General features: G+C 72.5%; 21 protein-coding genes and 1 pseudogene. 15 read left to right on the top strand and 7 right to left on the bottom strand.

Annotated features, from left to right (window positions below; translation table 11 throughout):
• The first annotated feature begins 71 nt into the window (after positions 1-71).
• Positions 72-1,214: an NADH-quinone oxidoreductase subunit D gene (locus EAO76_RS37570; RefSeq protein ID WP_148840700.1), complete on the top strand. Its 1,143-nt coding sequence runs from the start codon at positions 72-74 to the stop codon at positions 1,212-1,214.
• A 32-nt stretch (positions 1,215-1,246) separates the two neighbouring features.
• On the opposite strand, the pseudogene EAO76_RS37575 reads toward EAO76_RS37570, so the two are convergent.
• Together EAO76_RS37575 and EAO76_RS37580 are read right to left on the bottom strand one after the other, a co-directional pair.
• Positions 1,247-1,555 (bottom strand): annotated as a pseudogene (locus EAO76_RS37575) (hypothetical protein); the annotation flags it as partial.
• Positions 1,556-1,727: 172 nt separating this feature from the next.
• Entirely contained in the window at positions 1,728-2,711 is a 984-nt protein-coding gene (locus EAO76_RS37580) for an SAM-dependent methyltransferase (protein WP_148840701.1), read from the bottom strand.
• 96 nt (positions 2,712-2,807) lie between these two features.
• Here EAO76_RS37580 and EAO76_RS37585 point away from each other — a divergent pair, with 96 nt between their 5' ends.
• Together EAO76_RS37585 and EAO76_RS37590 are read left to right on the top strand one after the other, a co-directional pair.
• A complete protein-coding gene (locus tag EAO76_RS37585) occupies positions 2,808-4,010 on the top strand; it encodes a sensor histidine kinase (protein ID WP_148840702.1) in 1,203 nt (400 codons plus the stop codon).
• An 89-nt stretch (positions 4,011-4,099) separates the two neighbouring features.
• Complete coding sequence (locus EAO76_RS37590; RefSeq protein ID WP_148840703.1) at positions 4,100-4,774, top strand: response regulator transcription factor; 675 nt, start codon at positions 4,100-4,102, stop codon at positions 4,772-4,774.
• A gap of 103 nt (positions 4,775-4,877) precedes the next feature.
• On the opposite strand, the gene EAO76_RS37595 is transcribed toward EAO76_RS37590, so the two are convergent.
• On the bottom strand, positions 4,878-5,990 hold the full coding sequence (locus EAO76_RS37595; protein WP_148840852.1) for a DUF5937 family protein: 1,113 nt from the start codon (positions 5,988-5,990) through the stop codon (positions 4,878-4,880).
• A 104-nt stretch (positions 5,991-6,094) separates the two neighbouring features.
• Between EAO76_RS37595 and EAO76_RS37600 the strand changes: the two genes are divergently transcribed.
• A complete protein-coding gene (locus EAO76_RS37600; RefSeq protein ID WP_148840704.1) occupies positions 6,095-6,388 on the top strand; it encodes a hypothetical protein in 294 nt (97 codons plus the stop codon).
• A 62-nt stretch (positions 6,389-6,450) separates the two neighbouring features.
• Here the strand turns inward: EAO76_RS37600 and EAO76_RS37605 are convergent, their stop codons facing one another.
• Entirely contained in the window at positions 6,451-7,707 is a 1,257-nt protein-coding gene (locus EAO76_RS37605) for a low specificity L-threonine aldolase (protein ID WP_148840705.1), read from the bottom strand.
• Positions 7,708-7,900: 193 nt separating this feature from the next.
• Between EAO76_RS37605 and EAO76_RS37610 the strand changes: the two genes are divergently transcribed.
• The 10 genes from EAO76_RS37610 to EAO76_RS37655 all read left to right on the top strand — a co-directional run bounded on the left by EAO76_RS37610 (position 7,901) and on the right by EAO76_RS37655 (position 16,240).
• Complete coding sequence (locus EAO76_RS37610; protein ID WP_148840706.1) at positions 7,901-8,845, top strand: Rossmann-like and DUF2520 domain-containing protein; 945 nt, start codon at positions 7,901-7,903, stop codon at positions 8,843-8,845.
• On the top strand, positions 8,842-9,885 hold the full coding sequence (gene panC, locus EAO76_RS37615) for a pantoate--beta-alanine ligase (RefSeq protein ID WP_148840707.1): 1,044 nt from the start codon (positions 8,842-8,844) through the stop codon (positions 9,883-9,885). Before EAO76_RS37610 ends, panC begins: the two co-directional genes overlap by 4 nt.
• Positions 9,882-11,624 (top strand): L-aspartate oxidase, encoded by a 1,743-nt coding sequence (locus tag EAO76_RS37620; protein ID WP_148840708.1) that lies wholly within the window; start codon positions 9,882-9,884, stop codon positions 11,622-11,624. Before panC ends, EAO76_RS37620 begins: the two co-directional genes overlap by 4 nt.
• Before the next feature lie 2 nt (positions 11,625-11,626).
• A complete protein-coding gene (nadC, locus tag EAO76_RS37625) occupies positions 11,627-12,694 on the top strand; it encodes a carboxylating nicotinate-nucleotide diphosphorylase (RefSeq protein WP_148840709.1) in 1,068 nt (355 codons plus the stop codon).
• Complete coding sequence (locus EAO76_RS37630; protein WP_148840710.1) at positions 12,694-13,491, top strand: type III pantothenate kinase; 798 nt, start codon at positions 12,694-12,696, stop codon at positions 13,489-13,491. The genes nadC and EAO76_RS37630 overlap by 1 nt, the downstream gene beginning before the upstream one ends.
• 138 nt (positions 13,492-13,629) lie before the next feature.
• Positions 13,630-14,214 (top strand): hypothetical protein, encoded by a 585-nt coding sequence (locus EAO76_RS37635; protein WP_148840853.1) that lies wholly within the window; start codon positions 13,630-13,632, stop codon positions 14,212-14,214.
• Positions 14,215-14,295: 81 nt separating this feature from the next.
• A complete protein-coding gene (locus EAO76_RS37640; RefSeq protein WP_148840711.1) occupies positions 14,296-14,478 on the top strand; it encodes a hypothetical protein in 183 nt (60 codons plus the stop codon).
• Positions 14,479-14,624: 146 nt separating this feature from the next.
• Complete coding sequence (locus EAO76_RS46925) at positions 14,625-15,167, top strand: BlaI/MecI/CopY family transcriptional regulator (protein ID WP_376038951.1); 543 nt, start codon at positions 14,625-14,627, stop codon at positions 15,165-15,167.
• 9 nt (positions 15,168-15,176) lie between these two features.
• Positions 15,177-15,734, top strand: coding sequence for an amino-acid N-acetyltransferase (locus tag EAO76_RS37650; RefSeq protein WP_148840712.1), 558 nt, complete (start codon positions 15,177-15,179; stop codon positions 15,732-15,734).
• Positions 15,735-15,904: 170 nt separating this feature from the next.
• Complete coding sequence (locus EAO76_RS37655) at positions 15,905-16,240, top strand: Lsr2 family protein (protein ID WP_093894032.1); 336 nt, start codon at positions 15,905-15,907, stop codon at positions 16,238-16,240.
• On the opposite strand, the gene EAO76_RS37660 is transcribed toward EAO76_RS37655, so the two are convergent.
• On the bottom strand, positions 16,219-16,827 hold the full coding sequence (locus EAO76_RS37660; RefSeq protein WP_148840713.1) for an SCO3374 family protein: 609 nt from the start codon (positions 16,825-16,827) through the stop codon (positions 16,219-16,221). The genes EAO76_RS37655 and EAO76_RS37660 overlap by 22 nt on opposite strands.
• 428 nt (positions 16,828-17,255) lie before the next feature.
• Here EAO76_RS37660 and EAO76_RS37670 point away from each other — a divergent pair, with 428 nt between their 5' ends.
• Complete coding sequence (locus EAO76_RS37670; protein WP_148840714.1) at positions 17,256-19,784, top strand: ATP-dependent Clp protease ATP-binding subunit; 2,529 nt, start codon at positions 17,256-17,258, stop codon at positions 19,782-19,784.
• A 91-nt stretch (positions 19,785-19,875) separates the two neighbouring features.
• Here the strand turns inward: EAO76_RS37670 and EAO76_RS37675 are convergent, their stop codons facing one another.
• Both EAO76_RS37675 and EAO76_RS37680 read right to left on the bottom strand, forming a co-directional pair.
• Positions 19,876-23,088, bottom strand: coding sequence for a serine protease (locus tag EAO76_RS37675; protein ID WP_262376085.1), 3,213 nt, complete (start codon positions 23,086-23,088; stop codon positions 19,876-19,878).
• Complete coding sequence (locus tag EAO76_RS37680) at positions 23,085-23,447, bottom strand: trypco2 family protein (RefSeq protein WP_148840715.1); 363 nt, start codon at positions 23,445-23,447, stop codon at positions 23,085-23,087. Before EAO76_RS37680 ends, EAO76_RS37675 begins: the two co-directional genes overlap by 4 nt.
• Positions 23,448-23,459: the final 12 nt, after the last annotated feature.

The following is a 23,459-nucleotide window of genomic DNA, read 5'->3' on the forward strand; positions in this document are numbered from 1 at the left end:
GAGGGGGGAACGGGGCCGGGAACGGACGCCCCGGACCCGTGGTCCCGGCCCGTTCACGCGATACTGGCCGCATGACGGAGACGACAGTCGGCATCGGCGGCGCGGCGGAGAGCACCGACATGGTGCTCAACATCGGCCCCCAGCACCCTTCCACCCACGGCGTGCTCCGTCTGCGCATCGTCCTCGACGGCGAACGCGTCCAGCACGCCGAACCGGTCATCGGCTACATGCACCGGGGCGCGGAGAAGCTGTTCGAGGCCCGCGACTACCGGCAGATCGTGATGCTCGCCAACCGCCACGACTGGCTGTCGGCGTTCTCCAACGAACTGGGCGTCGTGATGGCCGTGGAGCGGATGCTCGGCATGGAGGTCCCCGAACGCGCGGTCTGGACCCGCACCCTGCTCGCCGAGCTGAACCGGGTCCTGAACCACCTGATGTTCCTCGGCTCGTACCCGCTCGAACTCGGCGGCATCACCCCGATGTTCCACGCGTTCCGGGAGCGCGAGGACCTCCAGGCCGTGATGGAGGAGATCTCCGGCGGCCGGATGCACTACATGTTCAACCGCGTCGGCGGCCTCAAGGAGGACCTCCCGGCGGGGTGGCTCGGCCGGGTGCGGGACGCCGTCGCCGCGGTCCGGTCCCGGATGGGCGTGTACGACGACCTGGTGCTCGGCAACGAGATCTTCCGGGGCCGCACCCGCGGCGTGGGGGTGCTGTCCGCCGCGGCCGTGCACGCGTACGGGGTGTCCGGGCCGATCGCCCGCGCCTCGGGCGTCGACTTCGACCTGCGGCGCGACGAGCCGTACCTCGCGTACGGGGAGCTCCGGGACACCCTGAGGGTGGTCACCCGCGACGCGGGCGACTGCCTGGCCCGCTTCGAGTGCCTGCTGGAGCAGACGCACAACTCCCTGGCCCTGGCGGACGCCTGCCTGGACCGGATGGCGGAGCTGCCGCCCGGCCCGATCAACCAGCGGCTGCCCAAGGTGCTGAAGGCCCCCGAGGGCCACACCTACGCCTGGACCGAGAACCCGCTCGGCATCAACGGCTACTACCTGGTGTCCAAGGGCGAGAAGACCCCGTACCGGCTGAAGCTCCGCTCCGCCTCGTACAACAACATCCAGGCGCTCACCGAGCTGCTGCCGGGCACGCTGGTCGCCGACATGGTGGCGATCCTGGGCTCGCTCTTCTTCGTCGTGGGCGACATCGACAAGTAGCCGACGGCCCCGGGTCCGGTGCCCGGTGGCCGCTACGAGATCGCGCTGCGCAGCTCCACCACGTCGAGCTGCTCGGTCTCGTCGTGCGCGGTGAGGTCGATGACCTTGCCGACGGCCCGGTTCGCGGCCGTGCCCGTGCGGTGCGCGGCCAGGGCCTCCTCGCCGACCACGTCCGCGAGGTCCTCGTCCTGCACGGACTCGATCGCGGCCTTCGCCGCCTTCTGCGTGCCGAAGAAGTCGAAGCTGCCCTGCGGCACCGGCTGGCGGCGGGAGGCCGCCTGCGGGGCCACGGGGCTCGCGGCCGGCACGGTGCGCGCCGCGGGGAGCGCAGCTGGGACCGGGAGGCGGGGCGTCAGGTCGCGGAGCTGACCCGGGCCCGTGCCGGTGACGAGTGGCGGGCCGAGGAGCGGCTGGCCGAGCTGGAGTCCGACCTGGAGGAGTCGCGGGAACTGCGCGCCCGGCTGGAGACGAAGCGTCCCGGCGCTTGCCCCTGCCCCTGCCCCTGCCCCTGCCTCAGCCCCTGCGCTGCATCAGCCAGCCGAAGTCGCCCAGGCCGCCCCGGGCCGTCAGCTCCGCCGCCTCGCCCGCCGAGGCGAGGGCCCGCACGTAACCGGCCGGATCGCTCGACGCCAGCGCCAGGGGCGGGCGCCCGCCGTCGACGCCGAGCCCGCGCAGCGCCTCGCGCTGGGTCAGGATCTCGGGCGGCACACCGGCCGCCTCCCCGCCCGCCGCCGCGCACGCGTCCAGGGCCACGTGCGAGGTGAGGTCGCAGCGGCCGTCCGGCACCGGCCGGACCTCGCGCCCGGCCCGGAAGCCGGTGAGCGTGCCGAAAGGGGGCCGGGCCTCCCGCCGGTGCGCGTAGTCCACCGCCACCGCGAGCCCCGCGGCCAGCGTGGACACCGCCGCCGCCCACGCCTCGTCCCGGGGGCGGCCGATCTCCGCCCGGCCGCCGGGACCGGCCGACGGCCACCAGCGGCGCAGCCACTCGGCGTCCGCCCCGGTCACCGGTTCGCCCAGCCGCTCCGCGCCGTCCGCCGTCCGCACGAGGACGTACCGCTCGACGCCGTCCGCGTCGGTCCCGGCCACCTCCGTCGGGACGTTGTCCAGCCACTCGTTGGCGAACAGCAGGCCGCGGGTCCCCGGCGGCGGCGCGGCGCGCCACTCGATCCGCGGGTCCAGGCCGGGCGGCCGGTCGGCCAGCTCCACGGCGTACGCCCGTACGGCGAGGTCCCCGGCGCCCGCGGCCGGCAACGCGGCCAGCACCCCGGTCAACAGCTCGCCCCGCCCGGCCCCCACATCCACCAGGTCGACCTCGTCGGTGCCCAGCTCCCGCGCCGTCCGGACCAGCAGCGCGGCCACGGCCGAGGCGAAGAGCGGACCTGTGTGGACGGAGGTGCGGAAATGGCCCGCGGGCCCCTCGGGGCTCCGGTAGAAACCCCCGTCCCCGTACAGGGCGGTCTCCGCCGCCGCACGCCACCCACGCCACTCATCCGTCACGGGGCCAAGTCTCCACCTTGGGGAGTACGGCCCCGGAAACCGGATCGACCCTCCGACTGACCCCGGCACCCATCGCCTGTCCCTACGCTGGGTCACGTGCAGCGTCTCTACGATTTTCTCCGCAGACACCCGCTGGGCGTCGACTGCTTCTGGGCCGTCGTCCTTCTCGGGGTCTCCGGCATGTCCATGGTGGCCATGCCGGAGAGCGGTATGGCGCGGGCCGCTGCCCTCCCGATCATCCTCGGCCTCTGCGTCGTCGTCGCGCTGCGCAGGCGCATGCCGGAGAAGATGCTGCTGCTCGCCATCGCGATGGGGATGGCGCAGCTGGTCACGGGGTTCGGACCCGGCCTCCAGAACTTCGCCATGCTGGTCATCGTCTTCACCGTGGCCACCGTGGGGGAGCGCTGGGCGTCCCGGCTCGCGCTGGTCTGCAGCCTGTGCGCGGCGGGCCTGGCCAAGCTGCGTTGGCAGGACGAGGTGCAGCAGAACAGCTGGGCCGAGGCGGTCTTCGTCGTCATCGTGCTGACCGTGCCGTTCGTGCTCGCCTGGGTGCTCGGCGACTCGATGCGGACCCGGCGCGCCTACTTCGACCAGCTGGAGGAGCGGGCCGCCCGGCTGGAGCGGGAGCGCGAGGCGCAGGCGAAGGTCGCGGTGGCGGCCGAGCGGGCCCGGATCGCCCGCGAGCTCCACGACGTCGTGGCGCACAACGTGTCGGTGATGGTGGTGCAGGCCGACGGTGCCGCGTACGTCATGGACGCGGCCCCCGACCAGGCCAAACAGGCCCTGGAGACGATCTCGGGCACCGGCCGGCAGGCGCTCGCCGAGATGCGGCGGCTGCTCGGGGTGCTGCGGACCGGTGACGCCCAGGAGAGCGGGGAGTACGTCCCGCAGCCCGACGTGGAGCAGATCGAGGACCTGATCGAACAGGTCCGGCAGACCGGCCTGCCCGTCGACTTCAAGGTCGAGGGGACCCCGCGCCCGCTGCCCAGCGGCGTCGAGCTGACCGCGTACCGCATCGTGCAGGAGGCCCTGACCAACACCCGCAAGCACGGCGGCCCGGACGCCGGGGCCAGCGTGCGGCTGGTCTACTTCGACGACGGACTCGGGCTGCTCGTCGAGGACGACGGGCGGGGCGCGGCGCACGAACTGTACGAGGACGGCGGCGCCGACGGCGCGGGGCACGGCATGATCGGCATGCGGGAGCGGGTCGGCATGGTCGGCGGCACACTGGACGCCGGGCCACGACCGGGCGGCGGCTTCCGGATCAGCGCGCTGCTGCCGCTGAAACCGGCCCACTAGGCGTTCTCGTCCCGGACGACCCCGGGACCGGACCGCGACCTCGATCCGCAAGCCGCGGGTGCGGGACAGAACAGGAGACAGGACACCTCATGGCGATCCGCGTGATGCTCGTCGACGACCAGGTGCTGCTGCGCACCGGCTTCCGGATGGTGCTCGCGGCCCAGCCGGACATGGAGGTCGTGGCCGAGGCCGGCGACGGCGCGGAGGCGATCGAGATCCTCCGCGCCACCGCCGTCGACGTGGTGCTGATGGACGTGCGGATGCCGAGGCTGGACGGCGTCGAGGCCACCCGCCGCATCTGTGCGCAGCCGGACGCCCCCAAGGTGCTCATCCTGACCACCTTCGACCTCGACGAGTACGCGTTCTCCGGGCTGAAGGCCGGGGCGAGCGGCTTCATGCTCAAGGACGTGCCGCCCGCCGAACTGCTCGCCGCCATCCGTTCCGTGCACAGCGGCGACGCGGTCGTCGCCCCGTCCACCACCCGCCGGCTGCTCGATCGTTTCTCCGCGCTGCTGCCGACCGGCGGCAGCGAGCCGCAGCACAAGGACGTCGCCCGGCTCACCGAACGCGAACGCGAGGTGATGCTGCTGGTCGCCCAGGGCCTGTCGAACGGCGAGATCGCGGCGCGCCTGGTGCTCTCCGAGGCGACCGTGAAGACGCACGTCGGCCGCATCCTCACCAAGCTGGGTCTGCGCGACCGGGTGCAGGTCGTGGTCCTCGCGTACGAGACGGGGCTGGTCCGGGCCGGGGGCGGGGCGGGCTGAACGGTACGGGCACGAGTACGGGGCCGGGAGCGGCCCCGTGCCGGGCACGAGTCCGGGGTCGGGCGCGAGTCCGAGGTCGGGGCGGGGCCCGTGCCGTCGGGCGTCAGCGCAGGATGCCCTCCAGGAAGTCGCTGCCGAGCCGGGCCACCGAGGTCAGGTCCAGCTGGTGCAGCACGTACCGGCCGCGCCGCCGGGTGGTGACCAGACCCGCCTTCTTCAGCACCGCGAGGTGCCGGGAGACCTCGGGCGCCGTGATGCCGTGCGTGTCGGCGAGTTCGCCGGTCGTGTAGAGGGAACGGGCGAGGTGGCGGCACAGGCGCATCCGCATCGGGTGGGCCAGCGCCTCCATGCGCAGCTGGAGCAGTTCCACGGAGGCGGGGGAGGGCAGTTCGGGCTGGTGCACCGGGTAGTGGATCACCGGCCGCCAGCCCGGCGCGTGCAGCAGGTTCAGGTGCGGCCAGCCGAAGGTGGACGGGATGAGGGTGAGCCCGGGGCCGATGGCCGGGTCGACCGCGCTGGTCCGGCCCTCGACCAACTTGTCGGCGTTGATCCGGGTCCCGGTTTCGTCGAGCGACAGCGCCGGGGACACCGCCGCCATCGCCTCGCCGATGCCCTTGCGCCGCAGCAGGTCCGTCTTGTGCCGGGCGTCGGCGACCAGCTGGACCCGCACCCGCTGCCAGGTGTCGGCGAAGAACGCCTGGTCGCAGTCCTCGAAGAGGCGCCGGATCCAGCGGCGCATGGGGGCGGGGTCGGCCAGCAGCTGCTGGGTGAACTCCACCTGCCGGGGGCCGCGTGCCGCCGCCATGTCCAGGGCGCGGGCGCGCATCGTCGCGTCGCTGAGCGGGGAGGGCGCGCCCGTCCCGTAGTGCTGGGAGCAGGTGAACTCCAGGGCGGCGGAGGCGAACCGCTCGTCGTCCATCCGGTCGAGGGTGTCCAGGTCCTCGGCGAGGGTCGCGCCCGTCCTGCCGTTGCTGTCGGGGACCCCGGCGAACGCCATGAAGACGTCCGAGAAGGTGTTGCGCCACAGGAACTCGGCCTCGTGGAGCCGGTCGGCGAGGTCGGGTTCCAGCGCACTGGCGGTCGCCGTCGCCCAGCCGTGCAGCCCCGGGTGGTGGCCGGGCTCGGCGAGGGCGTGCAGGGCCAGCCCCAGCTCGGCGAGGGGGGAGGTCTGGAAGACGATGTGCTCGGGCGCCAGCCCGGCGATGTCGATGTGCACGCTCACCCCTCCATGGTGCGGGGTGTCCGGGGAAGCGTCTCGGTCGTTTGACGGGGCCCGTCAAGTGACGGGCCGCCCCGGCCGGCCCGGACGACGCTGAGGCCATGGACGCCATTCAGCAGCACATGTTCGACAGCTACCGCGCGGCCCGGCTGGGGGAGGCGCCGCCGCCGGAACCGGGACGGCACGACTGGGCGGTGGTGCGCGGGATCCGGGACCACCGCCGTTTCGAGGCGGTGATCGCGGGCCGCCCGGCGCGCGGCCGGCTCCGGGCGGCACTGCGGGCGGTGCTGCGGACCCGGGCGGCCCGGGACGGAGCCCCCGTCGACCGGCCCGGAACGCCCGACCGGCCCGGAATGCCTGATCAGCCCGGAACGCCCGGCCGATGCGGCGCCTGAGCATGTGACCGCCGGAACCCCCGGCCGCCCCGGTGACGTACCGCCCGGGCCCGGGGCAGCCCTCAGGCCAGCCGCTTCATGAACTCCCCCACCGCGTCCCGCACATCCCGTGCCGTCCACTCCAGCCCCGCCCGCCCCACCGTGACCTCGGTGAAGGACAGTCCGGGCGGGCCGGAGGGCGCGGGGTGCCACGCGCGGAAGAGCGCCACGCCCGTCTCCTCCGCCTGCCGCACCGCCGCCTCCGTCAGGACGTCCGCCCCGTACGGCAGCCACACCTGGAACTGGTGGGTGTGCGGCGGTTCCGGATGCACCCGGAACCATCCGGCGCCGGCCGCCGCGAGGCCCTCGGCCAGCGCCCCGGCCACCATCCGCGCCTGCGCCACGTACGACGGCAGCCGCGGCAGCTCCCGGTCCAGTCCGATCAGCGCGGCGATCGCGGCCGGGAACTGCTGGAAGAGCTGGCCGCCGTACCGGTGGCGCCAGGTGCGGGCCTCCTCGACCAGGGACGCGGTACCGGCCAGCGCGGCCCCGGAGATCCCGCCGAGGGTCTTGTAGAACGACACGTACACGCTGTCCGCGAGCGCCGCGATCTCCGGCAGCTCCCGCCCGAAATGGGGGGCGCACTCCCACAGCCGCGCGCCGTCGAAGTGCACCACCGCGTCGCGTTCCCGCGCGGCCGCCACCACGGCCTCCAGTTCGTCCCAGGTGGGCAGCACGAAACCGGCGTCGCGCAACGGCAGCTCCAGCATCAGGGTGCCGAACGGCTCGGGGAAGTCGCGGACCTCCTGCGCCGTGGGCAGCCGGGGCTCGTGCGTCGGGTGGACGGTGCGCAGCCCGCTCAGCGACTCCAGCGCCCCGCGCTCGTGCACCTCGGGGTGGGCGAGCGGGTGCAGCGCCACCGCGGGGTTGCCGGTACGCCCCGCCCAGCAGCGCAGCGCGACCTGCTGCGCCATCGTCCCGGTCGGGAAGAACGCGGCGGCCTCCGTGCCCAGCAGGCCGGCGATCCGTTCCTCCAGGTCGGCGACGATGCCGTCGCCGTAGAAGTCCGAGGGCCGGTCGAGCGCGGTGACCGTACCGGCCTCCGCCGCCAGCCCGGCCAGCCGTTCGCCGAGCGGAAGGTCCGAGGACAGCCGGGCCAGGGACCGCTCGGCCGTCCGCCAGGCGTTCAGCCTGCGCAGCCGCCCGGCGTCCTCCCGGTCCTGTTCGGTCTCCGATTCCGTCCCCTGTTCCCGCCCCTGCTCCGGAGCCCGCTCCCGTTCCCGTCCCTGTTCCGGGCCCTGCTCCCGCCGCTGCCGTGCCTGCTCATCCGTCTCGGTCATGGGACGATCATCACGCAGGGTCCGGCGGGAACCATCTGGTTTTCGTGGTCACCGGCCGTCGGCCCCGAGGTGGCGGGCGGCCCGGAGTTTCCCACAGGCTGTGGACGGCCGGGGACCGGGCGAAAACGCTGGCGTAGCATGCAAAGAAATCGTCCGGTACCCCCTGCGGACTGGAACGGAAGGCCATCGCCGCGTGAACGCAACAGTTCCCAAGGAACCCCTCGACGCGAGGGACCGCCCCGCCCGTCTGACCGTCGGCGTCGTGGGCGCGGGCCGGGTGGGACCCGCCCTCGCCGCGTCCCTGCAGCTCGCCGGGCATCGGCCGGTCGCCGTGTCGGGCGTCTCGGACGCCTCCCGGCGCAGGGCCGCCGCCCTGCTCCCCGACGTTCCCCTGGTGCCGCCCGCCGAGGTCCTCGCGCGCGCCGAGCTGGTCCTGCTGACCGTCCCCGACGACACCCTGCCCGGCCTGGTCGAGGGCCTCGCCGGGACCGGTGCGGTACGGCCGGGCCAGCTGATCGTCCACACGTCGGGGCGGTACGGCACCCGGGTCCTGGACCCGGCGCTGCGGGCCGGTGCCCTGCCGCTGGCCCTGCACCCGGCGATGACGTTCACCGGCAGCCCCGTCGATGTCCAGCGACTGGCCGGCTGCTCCTTCGGCGTGACCGCCCCCGAGGAGCTGCGGCTCGCCGCCGAGGCGCTGGTCATCGAGATGGGCGGCGAGCCCGAATGGATCGCGGAGGAGTCCCGTCCGCTCTACCACGCGGCGCTCGCCCTCGGCGCGAACCACCTGGTCACCCTGGTCGCCCAGGCGATGGAGCTGCTGCGCACGGCGGGCGTCTCGGCCCCCGACCGGATGCTCGGCCCGCTGCTGGGCGCCGCGCTCGACAACGCCCTGCGCTCCGGCGACGACGCCCTGACGGGCCCGGTGGCCCGCGGCGACGCCGGCACGGTTGCCGCGCACCTCGACGAGCTGCGCAGGCACGCGCCGCAGACCGTCGCCGGGTACGTGGCGATGGCCCGCGCCACCGCCGACCGCGCACTCGCCCACGGCATGCTCAAGCCGGAGCCGGCCGAGGCCCTGCTCGGGGTCCTGGCCGACGGCACGGGCACCGGTACCGGCCCCCAGGAGTCCCGATGACCGACGCGACCGAAGCGACCACCACGACCGGCGCGACGACCGCGCCCGCCCTGCTCCGCACCGCCGCCGAGCTCGGCGCCTTCGCCCCCCTGCGGGGGCCGCGGGCCGTCGTCATGACCATGGGCGCCCTGCACGAGGGGCACGCCACGCTGATCCGCGCCGCCCGGCGGGCCGCGGGCCCGGACGGCCAGGTCGTCGTCACGGTCTTCGTCAACCCGCTCCAGTTCGGCGAGGCCGCCGACCTGGAGCGCTACCCCCGCACCCTGGACGCGGACCTCGCCGTGGCGGGCGCCGCCGGGGCCGACGCGGTCTTCGCGCCGTCCGTCGACGAGGTCTACCCCGGCGGCGAGCCGCAGGTCCGGATCTCCGCGGGCCCCATGGGCGAGCGGCTCGAAGGGGCCTCGCGCCCCGGCCACTTCGACGGGATGCTCACCGTCGTGGCCAAGCTCCTCCACCTGACCCGCCCCGACCTCGCGTTCTACGGGCAGAAGGACGCCCAGCAGCTGGCGCTGATCCGCCGCATGGTGCGCGACCTGAACTTCCCCGTGGAGATCGTCGGCGTGGCGACGGTCCGCGAGCCGGACGGCCTCGCGCTCTCCAGCCGCAACCGCTTCCTGGACGCGGCGGAGCGGCGCACCGCCCTCGCCCTGTCCCGGGCCCTGTTCGCGGCCCGCGACCGGCTCGCCGCCCAGCAGGCGCTGCACGCCCGCGCGCAGATCACCCCGGCCACCACCGGCCGGGCCGCCGCACTCACCGCGCTCGGCGAGGCCCGTGCCGCCGCCGACGCCCAGGCGGTGGCCCTGGCCCGTCCGGTCGACGGTCCGTCGGCGGTGCGCGCCGCGGCGTCCCTCGTCCTCGACGACGCGGCGGCCGCGCAGCCGCCGCTCGCCCTGGACTACCTGGCGCTCGTGGACCCGGCCGACTTCACCGAGATCCCCGACGACCGCACCACCGGCGACGCGATCCTCGCGGTCGCCGCACGGGTGGGCCGCACCCGCCTGATCGACAACATCCCGCTTACCTTCGGAGCCACCCCGTGACCGGAATACGGCTGACCGCCCCCGCCCCCGGCTGGTCCATCGACGCCGACGTCGTGGTGGTCGGCTCCGGCGTGGCCGGTCTCACCGCCGCACTGCGCTGCGCCGCCGCGGGCCTCGCCACCGTCGTCGTCACCAAGGCCCGCCTCGACGACGGCTCCACCCGCTGGGCCCAGGGCGGCATCGCGGCGGCCCTCGGCGAGGGCGACACCCCCCAGCAGCACCTGGACGACACCCTGGTCGCGGGCGCCGGGCTGTGCGACGAGGACGCGGTGCGCACCCTGGTCACCGAGGGCCCCGACGCGGTGCGCCGGCTGATCGCGACGGGCGCCCGCTTCGACACCACGGACGGCGGCGACATCGCGCTGACCCGCGAGGGCGGCCACCACCGCAGCCGCATCGCCCACGCCGGCGGCGACGCGACGGGCGCCGAGATCTCCCGCGCCCTGGTCGACGCGGTCCGCGAGGCCGCCCTGCACACCGTCGAGAACGCGCTCGTCCTGGACCTCCTCACCGACGCCGAGGGCCGCACCGCGGGCGTCACGCTGCACGTCATGGGCGAGGGCCAGCACGACGGCGTCGGCGCGGTCCGGGCCCCCGCGGTGGTCCTCGCCACCGGCGGCATGGGCCAGGTCTTCTCCGCCACGACCAACCCGGCGGTCTCCACCGGCGACGGCGTGGCCCTGGCGCTGCGGGCCGGGGCGGAGGTCTCCGACCTCGAATTCGTCCAGTTCCACCCCACGGTCCTCTTCCTCGGTTCCGACTCCGAGGGCCAGCAGCCCCTGGTGTCGGAGGCGGTACGGGGCGAGGGCGCCCATCTCGTCGACGCGTCCGGCACGCGCTTCATGCTCGGACAGCACGAACTGGCGGAGCTGGCGCCGCGCGACATCGTCGCCAAGGCCATCACCCGCCGGATGGAACTGCACGGCACCGCGCACATGTACCTCGACGCCCGCCACTTCGGCGCCGAGATGTGGGAGCGGCGCTTCCCCACGATCCTGGCCGCCTGCCGCGCCCACGGCATCGACCCGGTCACCGAACCGATCCCGGTCGCCCCCGCCGCGCACTACGCCTCCGGCGGCGTCCGCACCGACCTGCGGGGCCGTACGACGGTGCCCGGCCTGTACGCCTGCGGCGAGGTCGCCTGCACCGGGGTGCACGGTGCGAACCGGCTGGCGTCCAACTCCCTCCTGGAGGGGCTCGTCTTCGCCGAGCGCATCGCGGCGGACATCGTCGCGGACCGGCCCCGCGCGGGTGCCCCGGTCACCGCGTCCGGCTCCGCGCCCGTCCCGCTGATCGCTCCCGAGTCCCGGACCGCGATCCAGCGGATCATGACCCGGGGCGCCGGGGTGCTGCGCTCCGCCGGGAGCCTGACCGCCGCCGCAGCCGAGCTGGAGGCCCTGCACGAGGGCGCCGTCCCGGCGGTGGAGACGGCCGAGCCCAAGGCCGCGGTGCCCGGCGTCGAGGCGTGGGAGGCCACCAACCTGCTGCTCGTCTCGCGCGTCCTGGTCGCCGCCGCGCTGCGGCGCGAGGAGACCCGCGGCTGCCACTGGCGCGAGGACCTGCCCGAGCGCGACGACGAGAACTGGCGCCGCCACGTCGTCGTCCGGATCGCCCCGGGGCGCCGACCGGTCCTCCGCACGACACGGACCGAGGCATTCGGCCCCGTACACCCCGCGCGGGAACCGGACCGCGCGGCCGCACCCCAGACCCACTCCGCCGACGTCACCGAGGAGCCGTAACCGTGAGCACGCCCGAAGAGAACCCGCATCCCACCCCCGTGGACGTACCGCTGATCCAGATCGGCGCGTCCGCAGCCTCCGAGGGCGGCTGCGGGGACGGCTGCGGCTGCGGCGGCGACGAGTCCTACGGGCCCGACGCCATGGAGTGCGGCCTGGACCCGGCCCTCGCGCGGCTGCTGGCCGACGCGGGCCTGGACCCGGTGCAGGTCGAGGACGTCGCGCACGTCGCGATCGAGGAGGACCTGGACGGCGGGGTGGACGTCACCACCGTCGCCACGGTCGCCGAGGACGCCATGGCCACCGGCGACTTCACCGCCCGCGAGGCGGGCGTGGTGGCCGGGCTGCGCGTCGCCGAGGCCGTCCTGTCCATCGTCTGCACCGAGGAGTTCGAGGTCGAGCGCCACGTCGAGGACGGCGACCGGGTCGCCCCCGGCCAGAAGCTGCTGACGGTCACCACCCGCACCCGCGACCTGCTCACCGGCGAGCGCAGCGCGCTCAACCTGCTCTGCCGGCTCTCCGGGATCGCGACCGCCACCCGGGCCTGGGCCGACGCGCTCGAAGGCACCAAGGCCGAGGTCCGCGACACCCGCAAGACCACCCCGGGCCTGCGCGCCCTGGAGAAGTACGCGGTCCGCTGCGGCGGCGGCGTCAACCACCGCATGTCCCTCGCGGACGCGGCGCTGGTCAAGGACAACCACGTCGTCGCCGCGGGCGGTGTGGCCGAGGCGTTCAAGCGGGTGCGGGACGAGTTCCCCGACGTACCGATCGAGGTCGAGGTCGACACGCTCCAGCAGGTCCGCGAGGTCCTCGACGCGGGCGCCGACCTGATCCTGCTGGACAACTTCACCCCGCTGCAGACGGCCGAGGCGGTCGCCCTGGTCGCCGGGCGCGCGGTCCTGGAGTCCTCCGGGCGGCTCTCCCTCGACAACGCCCGCGCCTACGCCGAGGCGGGCGTCGACTACCTGGCCGTCGGAGCGCTCACCCACTCCTCGCCGATCCTCGACATCGGCCTGGACTTCCGAGACGCCGCCGACGACGCGGACGACGACACCGACGGGGCCGACGCCTGATGCTGCTCACCATCGACGTCGGCAACACCCACACCGTCCTCGGCCTGTTCGACGGCGAGGAGATCGTCGAGCACTGGCGGATCTCCACCGACGCCCGCCGCACCGCCGACGAGCTCGCCGTCCTCCTCCAGGGCCTGATGGGCATGCACCCGCTGCTGGGCATGGAGCTGGGCGACGGCATCGAGGGCATCGCGATCTGCTCCACGGTCCCGACCGTGCTGCACGAGCTGCGCGAGGTGACCCGCCGCTACTACGGTGACGTCCCCGCGGTCCTGGTCGAGCCCGGCATCAAGACCGGGGTGCCGATCCTGATGGACAACCCGAAGGAGGTCGGCGCGGACCGCATCGTCAACGCGGTCGCCGCCGTCGACCTGTACGGCGGTCCGGCGATCGTCGTCGACTTCGGCACGGCCACCACCTTCGACGCGGTCTCCGCCCGGGGCGAGTACACCGGTGGCGTCATCGCGCCCGGCATCGAGATCTCCGTCGAGGCGCTCGGCGTCCGGGGCGCCCAGCTCCGCAAGATCGAGCTGGCCCGGCCGCGCAGCGTGATCGGCAAGAACACGGTCGAGGCGATGCAGTCGGGCATCATCCACGGCTTCGCCGGCCAGGTCGACGGCGTGGTCACCCGGATGAAGAAGGAGCTGGCGGCCGACCCCGACGACGTCACCGTCATCGCGACCGGGGGCCTTGCTCCGATGGTGTTGGGCGAGTCCTCCGTGATCGACGAGCACGAGCCCTGGCTGACCCTCATCGGCCTGCGCCTGGTGTACGAGCGCAACGCCTCCCGGCTGTAGCGGAAACGGGTCGTACCTGCGGGAACGCGGCGCGGGGCGGGGTGGAGCCGCCGCGCCGCCGACGACCCGTTAAGCCGATTTTGTCCATTTAGCACGTATTGTCGCTTCATGCCCACGCCTTACGGAACACGGGGCGGCATGGCGTTCGGCGCGGATGAGCTGCGTGTGCTCCGACGCGCCCTCGCCACCGTCCTCCACCCCATGCCCCTGCCCGACGAGGACGTCCAGGACTGCTTGCGCCTGGCCGGCGCCGTGGACGAGGTGGTCGGCGAGGCCGGACGGATGCGTGCCTTCCTCCTCGCCGACCTCGCCCGCTACCGCAGCGCCCTCCCCGGCTCCGCCGCCGGCTACCTGGAGCTGCTCCAGGACGCCCTGGCCGGCGGGTACGACCCCGTTCCCGACGACCTCGCCGCGCTGCGCGCCCTGCGCCATCGACCGGTGGCCGCGGAGCTCCTGGAGCGCTCCCGGACGCTCGCGGAACGGTCGGTGCGGTCCCGCCTCGCCGGCCGCGCCGTCCCGGTGCCGGCCCCCGCGCCGCGCGGGCGGCTGCTCGCCCTGCCGGGCGGCAGGGCCGCGGCGGACGACGAACCCGAACGGCCGAAGGCCCCGACCGTGCCGCCCGGGCCCGCCGCGCCGCCCGGGCGCCCCGCGCCGAAGCCCTCGGAGGTCTTCCCGCCCCGCCGCCGCCCGGTCCCGCCGGTGAGCCGGCGCGTCGCGGGCTGAGGGCCGCGGCGCGGGAGGGGGCGTGCGGGCGGTGGAGGGGGTGCGCGGGCGGCCCGTACCGGCCTCGCTACCCTGGACGCCATGGACTACGTATCCGCGCTCGTGCCCCCCGTGGTGATGGCCGCCTTCTTCATCGGCCTCGTCGTGACGATCGTCAAGAGCCAGGGCGGTCCCAACAAGGCGAAGGAGGACGCGGCCGTGGACATGGCGATAGGGCGTTTCGGATCGTCGTCCCAGCAGTCCTCGAAGGACGGCGGCGTCTGATCGCCCGGCACCCCGCGGTACACGAAGGGCGCACGGCTCGTCTTGAGCCGTGCGCCTTTTTGTCGCACGAATAACCGGTCATTCCGGGCATATGGCACTAAAGTGACATTGTGCCCCGCCAATTGGGAGATCTCGAAGACGCCGTGATGACACGGGTCTGGCAATGGAACCGTCCGGTCACCGTGCGGGAAGTCCTGGAGGACCTTCAACAGGAACGCTCCATCGCCTACACCACCGTCATGACGGTAATGGACAATCTCCATCAGAAGGGCTGGGTGCGCAGGGAAGTCGACGGCCGCGCATATAGATATACGGCGGTCTCCACCCGGGCCGCCTACTCGGCCGCACTGATGAACGAAGCATGGTCGCGCAGCGACAACCCGGCGGCGGCTCTTGTCGCCTTCTTCGGCATGATGTCCCCCGAGCAGCGCGAAGCCCTTCAGGACGCCATGCGGATCATTCTTCCCGATCTCGCCGGACCCTCCGGAGCACCGGCCGGCGAACCCGGTGACGCACCCGCGGACGAAGGCGCGGACGAGGACGAACGGGCCGGGGAACACGGCGGCGCGGCAAGTGCCGGACCGACCGGCGGGAACGACGGGGACCGGGTCGGGGACCGGGCCGAAGAGACGTCCGGCACGACGGACGGAGATCCGGCCGATGGGGCGGACGAGGAGGCCGGGCGATAGCGTCGGGGTATGTCCTCAGAGCTTCCCCCGGCCGATTCCCGTACCGACCCGTCCGCCATAAACGTAGCCGTCACGGTCCGCCGTGCCAGGACCACCGATGTGGCATCCGTCCGCCGTCTCCTCGACGGCTACGTACGCGAAGGCATCCTGCTCGACAAAGCGACGGTGACGCTTTACGAGGACATCCAGGAGTTCTGGATCGCGGAACGCGACGAGGACGCCCGTGTCATCGGCTGCGGCGCACTGCACGTGATGTGGGAAGACCTCGCCGAAGTACGTACTCTCGCCGTGGATCACAGCATCAGGGGCGCCGGAGTCGGACATCAAGTGCTCGACAAGTTGTTGCAGACCGCTCGCTGGCTGGGTGTGCGCAGGGTTTTCTGTCTCACCTTCGAAGTGGACTTCTTCGCGAAGCACGGCTTCGTGGAGATCGGAGAGACACCGGTCGACGGAGATGTCTACAGTGAGCTGCTGCGTTCCTATGACGAGGGCGTAGCAGAGTTCCTGGGTCTCGAACGAGTGAAGCCGAACACCTTGGGCAACAGCCGGATGCTTCTGCATCTGTGAGCGCCATCTGTGGGGCCCATCTGTGAGCGCCACAAGAAGCCGGAACCCTATGTCCGAATCGCGCACGTTTCCCGTGCCCCCGCGATCCTGAACCTCTCCCGGGGGTTTGTGTTTTTCGGGGAAAAGCGGTTTCCTTTCCGCGTACTGCATTTTCGATGAAAGGGAATCCAGTGGCACAGAAGGTTCAGGTCCTTCTTGTCGATGACCTCGACGGCGGCGAGGCGGACGAGACGGTCACGTTCGCCCTCGATGGCAAGACGTACGAGATCGACCTCACGACCAGCAACGCGGACAAGCTCCGTGGCCTTCTCGAGCCGTACACCAAGGGTGGCCGGCGCACGGGTGGCCGCGCGGCGGCCGGTCGCGGCAAGGGCCGCGCCGTCACGGGTGGCAACAAGGACACCGCGGAGATCCGCAAGTGGGCCCGCGAGAACGGCCACAACGTGAATGACCGGGGCCGTGTTCCCGCGGAGATCCGCGAAGCTTACGAGAAGGCCAACGGCTGAGCGGTCGATCCACCGGTCGACCGCCCCGTTCGGGCACGCATCAACCGGGCACGGTGGCATTCCGTCGCCACCGAGTCCACCAGCCGTACGAGATCGGGAGCACTCCCGCCCCTGCTCCCGAGACCGGTGAGGGCCGGGAGTCCCGACCCTTCCTCGTGCCGCAGTCCGGGGGGCCGCAGCCATACGGCGGCCCCCGGTCGGCCCGCCGCCCGTCCCGGCGGCGCGGGGGCGGTGATCCGGCCGCCCGCGCCGAAGGCGGTCAGCGAGAGGGTGATGCCTCCCCACTCCAGCCAGTCGAGCAGTCCGGGCAGTTCCTCGGCGCTCCCCGCCGCCACCAGCAGGTTCATCCGCGCTCCCGACAGTGCCACGGGTCCGGTGCGGTCCACCCGCCGCAGCACCGCGTGGCCGACGGCCGCGGGCACCTGGAGCACGTCGAACCGCAGCCCGGTCAGCAGGCGCACCGGCTCGGTGCCCGCCGTCGCCCAGCCGAGCTCTCGTTCGTACCACCGCGCCCACCGGGCGCGGTCGCCATGGATCTCCCGCCCGCCGCTGACCGACGACGGGGGAGACGGGATGGTGATGGCCATGCCGGAAGAACGGCCCGGACGCCCCGGGGGTTACGCAGGGTCCACCACCGGGTGCGCAATGTGTCCGGGATGGGGGCGTAGGGACGTATTCGGGAGCGTGAAGATGTTCGCCCGTAGCGGAGGGAACCGGCGCGCGCCGCATGGACTGTCTGTAATTGCGGGTAAGACATCCCTAGTGGGGAGGGACGACACGCAGGTTCGGGCATCTCACGTTCGCCATCGGCGTACTGGCGAAAGGGGTATCTGCCTGGCCTGCGGGAACATCGTCTCGCACCATCGGGTTGGAGAAGTTGTCGGCGTTCGGGGCAGGAGGCCAAGGACGGTGTCGGCAGTTGGAATGAGCGGTCCCCGCTTGCGGGACTAAGCTGCGGAAGGACAGGGAGGGGACCGACCCCTAACTGCCTGACCGCTCTGAGGAGCGATTAACGATGTTCGAGAGGTTCACCGACCGCGCGCGGCGGGTTGTCGTCCTGGCTCAGGAAGAAGCCCGGATGCTCAACCACAACTACATCGGCACCGAGCACATCCTCCTGGGCCTTATCCACGAGGGTGAGGGTGTCGCCGCTAAGGCCCTGGAGAGCCTCGGGATTTCGCTCGAGGCGGTCCGCCAGCAGGTGGAGGAGATCATCGGCCAGGGCCAGCAGGCCCCGTCCGGGCACATCCCCTTCACGCCCCGGGCCAAGAAGGTCCTGGAGCTCTCGCTCCGTGAGGCCCTCCAGCTCGGCCACAACTACATCGGCACCGAGCACATCCTGCTCGGCCTGATCCGCGAGGGCGAGGGCGTCGCCGCCCAGGTCCTCGTGAAGCTGGGCGCCGACCTGAACCGGGTGCGGCAGCAGGTCATCCAGCTGCTCTCCGGGTACTCGGGAAGCAAGGAGGCGGCGACCGCGGGCGGCCCCGCGGAAGGCACGCCCTCCACGTCCCTGGTGCTCGACCAGTTCGGCCGGAACCTCACCCAGGCCGCCCGCGAATCCAAGCTCGACCCGGTCATCGGGCGCGAGAAGGAGATCGAGCGGGTCATGCAGGTGCTGTCCCGCCGTACCAAGAACAACCCGGTCCTCATCGGCGAGCCCGGCGTCGGCAAGACGGCGGTCGTCGAGGGCCTGGCGCAGGCCATCGTCAAGGGCGAGGTGCCCGAGACCCTCAAGGACAAGCACCTCTACACCCTCGACCTCGGCGCGCTGGTCGCCGGCTCCCGCTACCGCGGTGACTTCGAGGAGCGCCTGAAGAAGGTCCTCAAGGAGATCCGCACCCGCGGCGACATCATCCTGTTCATCGACGAGCTCCACACGCTGGTCGGTGCGGGTGCCGCCGAGGGCGCCATCGACGCGGCCTCGATCCTGAAGCCCATGCTGGCCCGCGGCGAGCTGCAGACCATCGGCGCCACCACGCTCGACGAGTACCGCAAGCACCTGGAGAAGGACGCCGCGCTGGAGCGCCGCTTCCAGCCCATCCAGGTCGCGGAGCCCTCGCTGCCGCACACCATCGAGATCCTCAAGGGTCTGCGCGACCGCTACGAGGCCCACCACCGCGTCTCCATCACGGACGAGGCGCTGGTCCAGGCCGCGACGCTGGCCGACCGGTACATCTCGGACCGCTTCCTGCCGGACAAGGCGATCGACCTGATCGACGAGGCCGGTTCCCGGATGCGCATCCGCCGGATGACCGCGCCGCCGGACCTCCGCGAGTTCGACGAGAAGATCGCGGGCGTCCGCCGCGACAAGGAGTCGGCCATCGACTCCCAGGACTTCGAGAAGGCGGCTTCCCTCCGTGACAAGGAGAAGCAGCTGCTGGCGGCGAAGGCCAAGCGCGAGAAGGAGTGGAAGGCCGGCGACATGGACGTCGTGGCCGAGGTCGACGGCGAGCTGATCGCCGAGGTCCTCGCCACCGCCACCGGCATCCCGGTCTTCAAGCTGACGGAGGAGGAGTCCTCCCGTCTGCTGCGCATGGAGGACGAGCTCCACAAGCGCGTCATCGGGCAGAAGGACGCCATCAAGGCCCTCTCGCAGGCGATCCGCCGTACGCGGGCCGGTCTGAAGGACCCGAAGCGCCCCGGTGGCTCGTTCATCTTCGCCGGCCCGTCCGGTGTCGGTAAGACGGAGCTCTCCAAGACGCTCGCCGAATTCCTCTTCGGCGACGAGGACGCACTGATCTCCCTCGACATGTCGGAATTCAGCGAGAAGCACACGGTTTCCCGGCTCTTCGGTTCTCCCCCCGGTTACGTGGGTTACGAAGAGGGCGGGCAGCTCACCGAGAAGGTGCGCCGCAAGCCGTTCTCCGTCGTCCTCTTCGACGAGGTCGAGAAGGCCCACCCCGATATCTTCAATTCCCTGCTCCAGATTCTGGAGGACGGTCGCCTGACCGACTCCCAGGGCCGGGTCGTGGACTTCAAGAACACGGTCATCATCATGACGACCAACCTCGGGACGCGGGACATCTCGAAGGGCTTCAACCTGGGCTTCGCCGCCCAGGGCGACGTCAAGACCGGCTACGAGCGGATGAAGAACAAGGTCAACGAGGAGCTGAAGCAGCACTTCCGCCCCGAGTTCCTCAACCGTGTCGACGACACGGTCGTCTTCCACCAGCTCAGCCAGGAAGACATCATCCAGATCGTCGACCTGATGATCGCCAAGGTGGACGAGCGCCTGAAGGACCGCGACATGGGCATCGAGCTCAGCGCGGAAGCCAAGACGCTCCTCGCCAAGAAGGGCTACGACCCCGTGATGGGCGCCCGGCCGCTGCGCCGGACGATCCAGCGCGAGATCGAGGACATCCTCTCCGAGAAGATCCTCTTCGGCGAGCTGCGTCCCGGCCACATCGTGGTCGTCGGCACCGAGGGCGAGGGTGAGGAGAAGAAGTTCACCTTCCGCGGCGAGGAGAAGTCGGCCCTGCCCGACGTCCCGCCGATCGAGCAGGCCGCCGGTGGCACGGGCCCGAACATGTCGAAGGACGTGTGAGGCTCCGCAGAGCCGAGCCGAGCGACTGAAGGGGCTGCCCCGGACCGTGCGAACGGTCCGGGGCAGCCCCTTTTTCCGGTGGGGTGCGGTGTCAGGAGGGTGGGGCGTCGTCGCCCACGACTGCTGCGGAGCCGAACACTCTCACCTCACAGTTGGGGATCGCCCGGATCGGGGAAATGTCGATGCGGTCGACATGCCTGGGCGTAGTGAGCGTCAACTGCCTCAGAGCAGGAAAGACCCGGGGGATCTGCTCCATCCCGAGCGCGTCGGTCTTGAGGAAGAGGTCCAGGCCGCTGAGGGAAGGCACCGGCTGTTCGTCGGCAAGTTCCGTCGCGGACGATCGGGCCAGGGCCAGGCGGGTAACCTGCGGGGTCTGCCGAAGAGCGGCGAGCAATGACCGGACCGAGGCCAGAGCCCTTACTTCGAGCCTGTGGAGCTTGGTCCAGCCGCGGAGCGAGTCGACCTCCAGCGCGACCTGCTGATCGATGGCCAGTGATTCCAGCTCGGGGTGGGCGGGCAGTTGGGAGAGCCTTTCGGCTGCCAGGCCGCCGAGCCGCAGGGACAGCAATTTCCTCGAAGCCGTGCCGGTGAGTGCGGCGCCGGAAAGGTGACTCATGCTCAGCTCGACTTCTTCCAGTGCGGGAAGTCCGGCGAGCGGCCCGAGGTCCCGTACACCAGAACAGTCGCTCAGCGACAGGTGCTTGAGCTGCTCGGCGCAGTCCGCCAGGAACGAGAGGCCGGTCAGGCAAGGGTTTTGCTGGAAGGCCAGTGCGGTCCATGGGCGGCCGCGCAGAGCGGCGTGGAGTTCGGCGACGGTGAGACTTCCGACGATCTCCAGGTTCGTGGCGGACGGCAGATCGCGCAGTGCCGCCAGCTTCTCCGGGGTATCGATGCGCAGAGTGGCGTACGTCAGATCGAAGGTGGCGAGGACCTGCCGGGCGTGTGCCCGTGCCGGATACCTGTCCCAGTGCGACTCGAACATGCGGCCCGGTACCGGATGGGCGAGTGCCCAGCGACGGGCGTGCGGTACGGCTTCCGCTCCACCGATTGCGTTGATCAGGCTGATGGACAGGTCGACCTGCTCCGGTCCGGCCACGTGGGCCGGGTCGGGCATGTGGGTCAGGGCGGCCGGACCGAGGCGGGCAAGCAGCCTCACACGCCCGTAGTTCGTCGGCGGGAACAGTGCCGCGACGGCGGTGCGGACCCTTTCCCGGGTCGTCTCGTCCAGCCAGGTCGCGTGCTGGGCGCAGAGGGCGGCCAGGACCACGTTCTCGCCCCGGGCGATGGTGTCGGCATGGCCGGGGGCGAAGTCCAGCAGGCCGTTGACCAGTACGGGGTGGTCCCGGCGGTCGCAGTGGCCGGCGGCGAGCAGGATGACGTCGTACCAGTTCTGGGAGCCCGCCCGGCCGAGCAGTTCGTGCAGGTGGTCGCCCTCGACGAACTCCTTCGCGGCGAGGAAGTCCTGGAAGGTGCGGTGGGCGAACTGGTAGACGCCGTCGGCGCGTTCCTGGAGGACTCCGCTGCGGTTCAGCAGATGGGTCAGGATCTTTTCGGCCGAGCCCTGGTTGCGCAGCCGCTCCATGCCGGGCAGGGCTCGTTCCAGTTGGTGCAGTGCCGCCGAGCGGTACAGCTCCGACTGGCCGCACCGCACCAGCCAGACCGCGATGCGCTGGAGGAGCTGGGCCTGTTCCTCCACGGTCATCGTGATGCCCTCGGGGGCGTCGATCCTGCGCTGCTTGTCGCGGTCGCCGAGCAGCATGGTGAGGGCCGAGTCGTACAGGCTCCAGCGGGTCTCCGGCAGGAGGCCCTGGCGGCGCCGGTGCAGGGCACAGATCACCGCGCAGAGCAGCGGGGTGCGGGCCAGGTCGCGCAGGGCCGGGTTCTGGGCGAACTGCTGGACCAGGTCCCGTTCCAGCGTGCCGAGCGTCTCGTGGTCGTCGTCGTCCAGCCGGGCGGCCCGGTGCCAGGCGGCGACGAAGGACTCGATGTCCCGGTCCCCCATCGGCAGCAGCCGCAGCTCCTCGAAGTCCCGGGAGCCCAGCCAGCCCGGCTCGACGGCCAGCGGGCGCACGGTGGCCACGCAGCGGATGTCCGGGTAGCGGTCCAGGAGCCGGGAGAGCCACTGGTGCGCCTGTTCGCGGTCCTCGGCCGGGACCTCGTCCAGGCCGTCGACCAGCAGCAGGGCCCGGCCGGACTCCAGTACCCGGCCCACCCAGCCCTCGGGGGCCCGGTCGACCACCAGCCGGGCCGCGTCGGGCAGCTGGGCGGGGGAGGGGAACGTACCGCCCTCGGCGCGCAGGGTGCGCAGCGGTACGACGAACGGGACCAGGCCGTTGAGCGGGGCCAGCTCCGGGCTCAGCGTGCCGGCCGAGGCGTGTGCGGCCAGCCACCACAGCAGCGTGGTCTTGCCCGCGCCCGCGTCGCCGCGCAGCAGGACCCGGGGGCGGTCGGGGAGCAGCGAGTCGATCCGGCGGGGCGCCGGGCCCGCGTGCCCGGAGGTCTGCTGGGCCTCCAGGCTCAGGTACGCGGTGTCCAGGTCCCACTCGGAGTCGCGCCGGCCCAGTTCGTCGAGGCCGAAGATCTTCGTACGGCGGTACGCGGCCCCGAGCGCCGCCGCGTACTCCTCCTCGTACCGTGCGTCCCCGGGGAAGCGGCCGTGCACCCGCTCGTGGCGCAGGGGCGTGCCGGTCTGCCCGTAGACCAGCTCGAACGGCTTCGAGGCGAGCAGCGGGGCGAGCGGTACGCACTCCACGCGCCGGCCGTCGCGCTGCCGGGGGATCTGCCGGGCGATGCCGACGAGGACGTTGCCGGCGAAGACCGGGCCGCCGGACATGCCGCGCAGCGACGGGGCCCTCGTGTCGTTCACCGGGGGCGGGCCGTCCAGCTCGCAGACCAGCAGTCCGCGCAGGAGTCCGGCCATCGGCAGGGCAGTGGCCGTGTACTGGTCGGCCTCCAGATGCCGCTCGGAGCCGTACCGCTGGATGTCGGGGAAGCCGGTGATCTCGCATCCGGCGACGGCGTGCTCGGAGTGGAGGACGCCCAGCCGCACCGGGGCGACCGGGAGCACCGGGTCGGCGGTCAGCAGCAGGGCGGCGTCGAGATCGTGGTCGATCCAGGCGACCGTCGCCGTCGTGCCCGCGGCCTGCCGGGGGTGGGCGACCGTGGCCCGGCCGCTGCCCCGGACCACATGGGCGCAGGTCAGCACGAGCCGGTCGGTGAGCAGGACGCCGCTGCCCTGGGTGGTTCCGGCGCCGAGGACGACGACCGTGCGGATCACGGGTGCGGCGGGCGGTGCGGGGCTCACGGCCGGTCGGCCCCACCGCCGAAGTGTGCCGTACTGCCCTGCTCGTCGTTGCCGATCCGCCAGGCCCCGCCGGTCGCGGCGTCGCGCGGCTTCAGGGTGAACGCGACCCTGTGCGTGCGGCCGGTCGCGCGGGAGGCGTCGGCGCCGGCCTCGACCACCCACGCCTTGACCTTGCCGCCGCCCTTGATCTCCTTGCGGAGTTCGAGGGTGAACTCCATCTGGATGTCGCCGACCTCGAAGGCCAGGGGGTGGTCGGTGGCGCGGCCCGCGGCGTCGATGAGCTGGTTGCGGATCGACTCGACGGCATCGGCGAGCTCGATGCCGTCCATGTCGTTGGTGCCTGCGGCGTCACCGGTCATGGCCTTGTTCCC

This window comes from Streptomyces sp. sk2.1 (assembly GCF_008120935.1).
Classification (GTDB): domain Bacteria; phylum Actinomycetota; class Actinomycetes; order Streptomycetales; family Streptomycetaceae; genus Streptomyces.

What these genes read in the sequence shown, in the direction of transcription:
- EAO76_RS37605 (WP_148840705.1), bottom strand. Translation starts at nt 7,707, where the DNA reads ATGACCGAGACGGATGAGCAGGCACGGCAGCGGCGGGAGCAGGGCCCG.
- EAO76_RS37590 (WP_148840703.1), top strand. Translation starts at nt 4,100, where the DNA reads ATGGCGATCCGCGTGATGCTCGTCGACGACCAGGTGCTGCTGCGCACC.
- panC (WP_148840707.1), top strand. Translation starts at nt 8,842, where the DNA reads ATGACCGACGCGACCGAAGCGACCACCACGACCGGCGCGACGACCGCG.
- EAO76_RS37640 (WP_148840711.1), top strand. Translation starts at nt 14,296, where the DNA reads ATGGACTACGTATCCGCGCTCGTGCCCCCCGTGGTGATGGCCGCCTTC.
- EAO76_RS37570 (WP_148840700.1), top strand. Translation starts at nt 72, where the DNA reads ATGACGGAGACGACAGTCGGCATCGGCGGCGCGGCGGAGAGCACCGAC.
- EAO76_RS46925 (WP_376038951.1), top strand. Translation starts at nt 14,625, where the DNA reads ATGACACGGGTCTGGCAATGGAACCGTCCGGTCACCGTGCGGGAAGTC.
- EAO76_RS37680 (WP_148840715.1), bottom strand. Translation starts at nt 23,447, where the DNA reads ATGACCGGTGACGCCGCAGGCACCAACGACATGGACGGCATCGAGCTC.
- EAO76_RS37630 (WP_148840710.1), top strand. Translation starts at nt 12,694, where the DNA reads ATGCTGCTCACCATCGACGTCGGCAACACCCACACCGTCCTCGGCCTG.
- EAO76_RS37650 (WP_148840712.1), top strand. Translation starts at nt 15,177, where the DNA reads ATGTCCTCAGAGCTTCCCCCGGCCGATTCCCGTACCGACCCGTCCGCC.
- EAO76_RS37660 (WP_148840713.1), bottom strand. Translation starts at nt 16,827, where the DNA reads ATGGCCATCACCATCCCGTCTCCCCCGTCGTCGGTCAGCGGCGGGCGG.
- EAO76_RS37670 (WP_148840714.1), top strand. Translation starts at nt 17,256, where the DNA reads ATGTTCGAGAGGTTCACCGACCGCGCGCGGCGGGTTGTCGTCCTGGCT.
- EAO76_RS37600 (WP_148840704.1), top strand. Translation starts at nt 6,095, where the DNA reads ATGGACGCCATTCAGCAGCACATGTTCGACAGCTACCGCGCGGCCCGG.
- EAO76_RS37635 (WP_148840853.1), top strand. Translation starts at nt 13,630, where the DNA reads ATGGCGTTCGGCGCGGATGAGCTGCGTGTGCTCCGACGCGCCCTCGCC.